This is a genomic window from Pseudomonas sp. Sample_24 (genome assembly GCF_004307605.1).
Classification (GTDB): Bacteria; Pseudomonadota; Gammaproteobacteria; order Pseudomonadales; family Pseudomonadaceae; genus Aquipseudomonas.
This window is the reverse complement of record NZ_RCNW01000200.1, coordinates 1-7,773: the sequence shown is the minus strand read 5'-3', so window position 1 is coordinate 7,773 and position 7,773 is coordinate 1. Positions and strand designations below refer to the sequence as shown.

At 60.7% G+C, this 7,773-nt stretch carries 8 protein-coding genes; 7 read left to right on the top strand and 1 reads right to left on the bottom strand.

Features of this window, described 5'->3' with window-relative positions; all coding sequences use genetic code 11:
* The 7 genes from D8V06_RS10095 to D8V06_RS10065 form a co-directional block, all read left to right on the top strand.
* Positions 1-849, top strand: an 849-nt coding sequence (locus tag D8V06_RS10095; protein WP_130930902.1) for a Na/Pi cotransporter family protein, incomplete at its 5' end; no start/stop codon positions are given.
* 56 nt (positions 850-905) lie between these two features.
* Positions 906-2,282: an insulinase family protein gene (locus D8V06_RS10090; protein ID WP_130908052.1), complete on the top strand. Its 1,377-nt coding sequence runs from the start codon at positions 906-908 to the stop codon at positions 2,280-2,282.
* A gap of 75 nt (positions 2,283-2,357) precedes the next feature.
* Entirely contained in the window at positions 2,358-3,386 is a 1,029-nt protein-coding gene (locus tag D8V06_RS10085; RefSeq protein ID WP_056854227.1) for a DUF5924 family protein, read from the top strand.
* A gap of 55 nt (positions 3,387-3,441) precedes the next feature.
* Positions 3,442-4,590, top strand: coding sequence for an ABC transporter permease (locus D8V06_RS10080; RefSeq protein WP_056854226.1), 1,149 nt, complete (start codon positions 3,442-3,444; stop codon positions 4,588-4,590).
* Positions 4,587-5,390, top strand: a complete 804-nt coding sequence (locus D8V06_RS10075; protein WP_130930901.1) for an ATP-binding cassette domain-containing protein — start codon at positions 4,587-4,589, stop codon at positions 5,388-5,390. Before D8V06_RS10080 ends, D8V06_RS10075 begins: the two co-directional genes overlap by 4 nt.
* Position 5,391: 1 nt before the next feature.
* On the top strand, positions 5,392-6,330 hold the full coding sequence (locus tag D8V06_RS10070; RefSeq protein WP_056854224.1) for an MlaD family protein: 939 nt from the start codon (positions 5,392-5,394) through the stop codon (positions 6,328-6,330).
* A complete protein-coding gene (locus tag D8V06_RS10065) occupies positions 6,327-6,953 on the top strand; it encodes an ABC-type transport auxiliary lipoprotein family protein (protein ID WP_130903769.1) in 627 nt (208 codons plus the stop codon). Before D8V06_RS10070 ends, D8V06_RS10065 begins: the two co-directional genes overlap by 4 nt.
* A gap of 91 nt (positions 6,954-7,044) precedes the next feature.
* Here the strand turns inward: D8V06_RS10065 and D8V06_RS10060 are convergent.
* A partial coding sequence (locus D8V06_RS10060) for a spore maturation protein (protein WP_177434406.1) occupies positions 7,045-7,773 on the bottom strand: 729 nt, incomplete at its 5' end.

Genomic DNA, 7,773 nt, shown 5'->3' with positions numbered 1-7,773 from the left:
CCTCAGGAAATGGTCATCGGCTTCCACCTGCTCTACAACACGGCGCGCTGCCTGATCCTGTTGCCCAGTGTCGGGCCAATGGCGAGGTTCTGTGCCTGGGTGTTGCCGGAGCGTCCGCAAGCCAACGGCACCGCCAAACCACGGCATCTCGACCCGACGGCCTTGGCTACCCCGAGCCTGGCGTTGGCCAATGCGGCGCGGGAAACCCTGCGCATGGGCGACCTGATCGACAACATGCTCGAAGCCATGCTCGATGTGTTGCACGGCAAGCAAACCGCGGTGACTCAGGAAGTGCGTCGCTTGGCGGAAGACGTGGAATCGCTGTACAGCGCGATCAAGCTCTATCTGGCGCAAATGCCTCGCGAAGACCTTAGTGACCAGGACAGCCGACGCTGGGCAGAAATCATTGAATTGGCGATAAACCTGAAGCTCGCCAGTGACCTGATCGAGCGCATGCTGCGCAAGGTGCAGCAGCAGAAAACCTCGCAACGCCGGTCGTTTTCCGAGGTGGGCCTGGAGGAGTTGGCGGGGTTGCACAGCCAATTGATTGCCAATTTGCGCCTGGGCTTGTCGGTGTTCCTCAGCGCCGACCCGGAAAGCGCTCGCCAATTGGTCCGTGAGAAACGTCGCTTTCGCGCACAGGAGCGGCGCATGGCCCATGCCCATGTCAGCCGTTTGCAACGCAAGATCGTGCAAAGTCTCGAGACCAGTTCGTTGCACCTGGAGTTGATCGCCGACATGAAACGTCTGAATTCGTTGTTTTGCAGCAGCGCCTACGTAGTGCTGGAAACGTCCGACACCGGAGCGCTGGTTGTCGACGATATGACTGACATCACGCATTCTCCCTGAACGTCCACAGTGGCCTGAAGTCTGTTGAACTCACGCTAGCCGTATGGAAGCTCGTTATGCGTTGCCTGTTGTTCGCCTGTTTGTTGCTCGGCTCATTCCCGTCGTTTGCCCTGGATCGCTTCCAGGTCGAGGGTTATACCCTGCGCAACGGTCTGCAAATTCTGCTCAAACCCGGTGCCGAACGCGGGCATGTGGCAATCCGGCTGGTAGTCGGCGTCGGCATTGATGATTTCGGCTGCGCTGACAAAGAGTTGCCACATCTGCTCGAGCATCTGCTGTTCAGCGGCATCGACGCCAGCGGCGAAGGCGGGCTTGAAGAGCGCATGCAAGCGCTGGGCGGTGAGTGGAATGCGTTCACCAGCAACGCCGACACCACGTTCGTGATCGAAGCCCCGGCGAAGAATCAGCGTAAAGTCCTCGACTTGCTGCTGGCATTGCTGACCCAGACCCACTTCGACGACAACGCCATCAACGCGGCCAAACAAGTGGTCGAGCGCGAAGACGGCGGTCACTACTCGCATTTGCAACGCTGGCTGGATCGTCAGGACCTGGGTCACACCGCCAGCAAGCAACTGGCCGTGGAATTGGGCCTGAAATGCTCCGAGCGCGCCGAAGTCGATCAGTTGACCCGCGAGCAGTTGGAGAAAGTCCGCAAGGATTGGTACGCGCCCAACAACATGACGCTGATCGTGGTCGGCGACCTGGATCGCTTGCTGCCGGCCTATCTGGAGCGCACCTACGGCACGTTGGTACCGATCGAGCCGGGCAATCATCCGCCGCTGCCGCAAATCCAGGCCAGCGCGGCCCACGAGCGCGTGCTGACACGCGGCTTCGTCGGGGGTGGGGCCAAGCTGCATTGGCTGGTACCGGAACCGGTGCTGGAGGATCAGCATGACGAAACCTTCGACCTGCTCAAGGACTATCTGGACTGGGCGCTGTATCGCCAACTGCGGCTGGCGCACAGCTTGTCATACGGCCCATGGGCCGAGCGTGAGGTATTCGGCGGGGTTGGTTTCATGAGCCTCAACGCCGACCTTGAGCGTGACGACGTAGCCGAGGCTCTGACGGTGCTGGATGAATTGAAGGCGCAATTACTCAAGGACGGCCTCAACGCTGAGACCTTCAACCGTCTCAAGCAAGCCGCTATCGCCCGTCAATCCTGGGCCGTGCAAGGCAACAGCGCGCTGGCCGATTACTATTGGAGCGCGTTGGGAGACTATCAGGACGGCCGTTTCGCCAACCCCGCCAAGGAACTGCAAGCGGTATCACTGGCTGAAGCGAACAAGGCGATGCGCGAGCTGCTCCTGCAACCGGGTTACGTGCGGATCGAAAAGCCGTTGCTCAGTGATGACCAAGTGTTGTGGGTAATGGCCGGGGTATTGGGTTTGCTGGTGTTGAGCCTGGCAGCCTGGCGCCTGCATCGCAGAAAATAGCGCTTACCCTCGCCACGTCGTCGTGCCGGCGGTAACCTGTTTGAGATTTTTCCTACGACTAATGTGAATCGCCGAATGTCGACTCTGACCCTTTTTGTACAGCGCATCCTCGAGCTGATGAAGCGCTACCCCGGGGTCATTGCGCTCGGTGGTTTTGTTTCCGGGGTCGGCAGCTTCATTCTGGTCGACCGTCAGCAGGGCTTGGCCAGCTGGATCACCACCATCATGCTGATCAGCTGGATCTGGCTGATGCTGGAAAACAGCCTGACCAAGCTGTTCACGCGGATCTTCAAGCGGGAAATTCCTCAGCCGTTGCTGCGTTACGCGACGCAGATGATCCATCAGGAAAGCCTTTTTTTCGTTCTGCCGTTCTTTTTCATCACCACCACCTGGAACAGCGGCCAGTTGTTCTTCACCGGGTTACTGGGCATCGCCGCACTGATCTCCATCGTCGACCCGCTTTACTACAAATGGCTGGCGCCGCGGCGCTGGGCGTTCCTCGCGCTGCATACGCTGACATTGTTCGCCGCCCTCCTCACCGCGTTGCCGGTGATCATGCACCTGACCACCTCGCAAAGTTTCAAATGGGCGCTGGGTATTGCCGTATTGCTGTCGTTCCCGAGCCTGGCGTCGATTTTTCCGATTCGCACCGTGCGCAATGCGCTGGCGATCCTGAGCATCACCATCGGGATCGGCGGTGTCGGTTGGGTGTTGCGCTCATGGGTGCCGCCAGCGACCTTGTGGATGACCGACGTGGCCATCAGCACGCAAATGCAGGATCGCACGCCAGGCGCCAGCCTCGAAGAAGTCAGTGCCGAGCAGATTCGCGGCGGTGGCCTGTATGCCTACACCGCGATCAACGCGCCGCGTGGCCTGGACGAGCGGATTTATCATGTGTGGCAGTTCAACGGCAAAGAGGTCGACCGCATTCCGCTGGACATCCACGGTGGGCGCAAAGAAGGCTATCGGGCCTGGACTCACAAACAGAACTTCCCCGGCAATCCGGCAGGCAAATGGCAGGTCCGGGTACTTACCGAAGACGGCCAGCTGATCGGCGTATTGCGCTTCAAAGTGAAGGACAGCACACCGGCCAAAGAAAAGTGAGGCCGTTCGTGGTATTACGTAAGTCAGCGTAAATAGCCGAAAAAGCACGGAGCTTATGACCAGCAGCACATTGGCCGGCAATGCCCATCTGGACACCTCGCTCGCCCCCGCCCGGATCCGGGTGACCGGGGACTGGACGCTTGCCCATTACGCCGACCTCAAGCGCCTGAGCGAAAAGCTCGAAGGCCAATACGATGCCAGCACCCACATCGACCTCAACGGTCTCGGCGCCCTGGATACCGCCGGCGCTTCATTGCTGGTGGAACTGCTGGGCTCCGAGCGTCTGGGGCGATCCGCCGAACACCCTGATTGCACCCTCTCCTCTGCCGACCGTGCGTTGCTGCAAACCGTCTACCAGTCGCTGACCGATTTCTGTGTGCCGGTCAAGGAGCCGGAAATCAGCGTCGGCATTCAATTGTTGACCCGCATTGGCCGCGCGGTGGACGCAGTCTGGCAGGACACCCTGCAACTGCTGGGTTTCGTCGGGCTGATTCTGGAAACCCTCGTCCGTGGCCTGTTCCGCCCCAAACGCTGGCGCATCACGCCAATGGTCGCGCACATCGAGCAAACCGGTCTCGACGCTGCGCCCATCGTTGCCTTGCTGACGTTTCTGGTGGGCGCCGTCGTTGCGTTTCTCGGGGCGACCGTGCTGACCACGTTCGGTGCCAGCGTCTTCACGGTGGACCTGGTGGCATTCGCCTTCCTGCGGGAATTCGGCGTGCTGCTGACTGCGATTCTCATGGCCGGGCGCACGGCCAGTGCGTTCACTGCGCAGATCGGTTCGATGAAGGCCAACGAGGAAATCGACGCCATTCGCACCCTCGGTCTCGATCCGATGGAATTACTGGTGGTGCCGCGTGTGCTCGCCCTGCTGGTCTCGTTGCCAATGCTGACCTTTCTGGCGATGGTTTCGGGGATTGTCGGTGGCGGCGTGGTGTGTGCGGTGTCGCTGGATATCTCGCCGGCAATGTTCCTTTCGCTACTGCAATCGGACATCGGTGTTCAGCACTTTCTGGTGGGGATGGTCAAAGCGCCAGTGTTCGCGTTCCTGATTGCCGCTATCGGCTGCCTGGAAGGCTTCAAGGTCAGCGGCAGCGCTGAGTCCGTCGGCGCGCATACCACGTCCAGCGTGGTGCAATCGATTTTCGTGGTGATCGTGCTCGACGCCGTGGCCGCGCTGTTCTTCATGGAGATGAGCTGGTGAGTCGTTTACCCCGAGCGCCCGCCGAGGCGGTGATTGAAGTCCGTGGGCTGTGCAATCGCTTCGGCCGCCAGAGCGTGCATGAAAACCTCGATCTGGATTTGTACAAGGGCGAAATCCTCGCCGTCGTCGGTGGCTCCGGCAGCGGCAAGTCAGTGTTGCTGCGCAGCATTGTCGGCTTGCGTCAGCCCAGCGAAGGCGTGGTCAAAGTGTTCGGGCAAAACCTGCCGACGTTGCCGGAACACGAACGCTCGCTGATTGAGCGGCGTTTTGGCGTGCTGTTTCAGAAAGGCGCCCTGTTCTCTTCCCTGACCGTGACCGAAAACGTCGCGCTGCCCCTGATCGAACACGCCGGCCTGAGCCGCGACGATGCCGAACATCTGGCCGCGGTGAAACTGGCCCTGGCCGGGTTGCCACTGTCAGCGGCGGATAAGTACCCCGCCTCCTTGTCCGGCGGGATGATCAAGCGTGCGGCGCTCGCGCGGGCCTTGGCGCTGGACCCGGACATCCTGTTTCTCGACGAACCCACCGCCGGCCTCGATCCGATTGGCGCCGCAGGCTTCGATCAACTGATCCTGACCCTGCGCGATGCCTTGGGCCTGAGTGTGTTTCTGGTGACCCACGACCTCGACACGCTCTACACCATCACCGACCGCGTGGCGGTGCTGGCGCAGAAGAAAGTGCTGGTGGCGGATGCCATCGACAAGGTATCGGAAACCGACGACGCGTGGATTCACGAATACTTCCATGGCCCTCGCGGCCGCGCGGCACTGACGGCCGCTCAACAGCTCAACGAGGTCTGACATGGAAACCCGAGCTCATCATGTATTGATCGGCCTGTTCACTGTGATTGTGGTGGCAGGCGCCCTGCTCTTTGGTTTGTTTCTGGCCAAGTCCAGTGTCGATACCGCGTTCAAGGACTACGAAGTCGTGTTCAACGAGGCGGTCAGCGGCTTGTCCAAAGGCAGTTCGGTGCAGTACAGCGGTATCAAGGTCGGCGATGTGATATCGCTGCGCCTGGACCCGCAAGACCCGCGCCGGGTGCTGGCGCGGATCCGCCTGGGCGGCGACACGCCGGTCAAGGAAGACACCCAGGCCAAACTGGCGCTGACCGGGGTCACCGGGACATCGATCATCCAGCTCAGCGGCGGCACGCCACAGAGCCCGACGCTAAAGGGCAAGGACGGCAACCTGCCGACAATCGTTGCATCGCCCTCGCCTATCGCCCGTCTGCTCAACGACAGCAACGACCTGATGGCCGGCGTGAACATGCTGATGCACAACGCCAACCTGATGTTTTCCACGGAAAACATCGAGCGCATCAGCAAGACCCTTGAACATCTGGAGCAAACCACCGGGGTCATTGCCGACCAGCGTGGCGATATTCGCCAGGCCATGCAGCAACTGTCCTCGGTGGGCAAGCAGGCCAGCAGCATGATGGAGCAAACCTCAGCGCTGATGCGCAACGCCAATGGACTGCTCAACGATCAGGGCAAGCAGATGTTCGGCAGCGCCGAGCAAGCGATGAAGTCGCTGGAACAGAGCAGTGCAACCATCAACACATTGCTGAGCAGCAATCAGGACTCGATCAACAACGGCATGCAGGGCCTCAATGGTCTGGCTCCGGCGGTGCGTGAGCTGCGCGAAACCCTCACCGCGCTGCGCGCCATCTCTCAACGCCTTGAGGCCAACCCCAGCGGTTACCTGCTGGGCAGTGACAAGAACAAGGAATTCACTCCATGAAGCTGACCCTCATCGCCCTCCTCGCCGGTTTCATGCTGGTCAGCTCCTGCTCGATCCTGCCCAAGCCCGAGCCGTTCGATGTCTATCGTTTGCCTTCAGCTCAGAGCATTCCGGCGAACAGTCATGGTGCGGCGCAACGCTGGTCGTTGCGCCTGACCAAACTGCAGGCCAGCGAAGCGTTGAACAGTCCGAACATAGCGGTCATTCCTCAGGGCGATGTGATCAGCAGCTACAAAGGCTCGCGCTGGAGCGACCCGGCACCGGTGCTCGTGCGCAATCGCCTGCTCGATGGTTTCCAGCGCGATGGTCGGGTCTCGCTGTTGAGCACCGATGACAGCATTTTCCAGACGGATCTGGAGCTGGGCGGTGTCCTGCAAGCCTTCCAGACCGAATACCAGGGCACGAACGCCAGCGTGGTGGTACGCGTGGATGCATTGCTGGTGCGCAGCTACGACCAGCACATCCTCGCCAGCCGCCGCTTTGAGGTTCGTCAGCCGCTCAATGATGTAAAAGTGCCGGCGGTGGTGGCCGGGTTCGGCCAGGCCAGCGATCAATTGACGGCGCAGGTGGTGAATTGGGCGGTTGAGCAAGGCCAGAAAATTGTGCTTCCCGCGAGACCTTGAAGGTTCTGCGGGCCTTATCGCTGGCAAGCCAGCTCCCACAGAAACTGCGCGGTCCTTGTGGGAGCTGGCTTGCCAGCGATAAATGTTGGATTTACCCAAAGAACCAGTAGCAAACCCCGATGGCACCCAGCACGCCGGCCAGCTCCGCCAACAACGCACAGCCCACCGCATGCCGAGCTCGTTGGATACCCACTGCCCCGAAATACACCGCCAGCACATAGAACGTGGTTTCGGTACTGCCCTGAATCGTCGCCGCCACCAGCGCCGGGAAGCTGTCGACGCCGGAGGTCTTCATGGTTTCGATCAGCATCGCCCGGGCGGCGCTGCCTGAGAACGGTTTGACCATGGCAGTGGGCAGTGCATCGACGAAACGCGTGTCCCAGCCGGCCCACTCCACCAGGTGACGAATGCCGTCCAGGCCAAAATCCAAAGCCCCGGACGCTCGCAGCACACCCACCGCGCAGAGCATCGCCACCAGATACGGCAGCAGGTTCTTCGCCACATCAAAGCCTTCCTTGGCGCCTTCGACGAACGCTTCATAGACTTTGACTTTACGCATCGCACCGATGATCAAGAACAGCATGATCAAGCCGAATAGCGTCAGATTGCCGAGGATCGACGACAAACCGGCCAGCGCGGCTGCCGACATGGTTCCCAGCAACGCCATGAACCCGCCAAGGACCAAAGCGCCCGGGATCAGATACGCGAGCACGACCGGGTCCCAGACACGCAGGCGTTGCATGAAGGCCACCGCGAGGAAGCCCACGATGGTCGAGCAACTGGTGGCCAGCAGGATCGGCAGGAACACCAGCGTCGGATC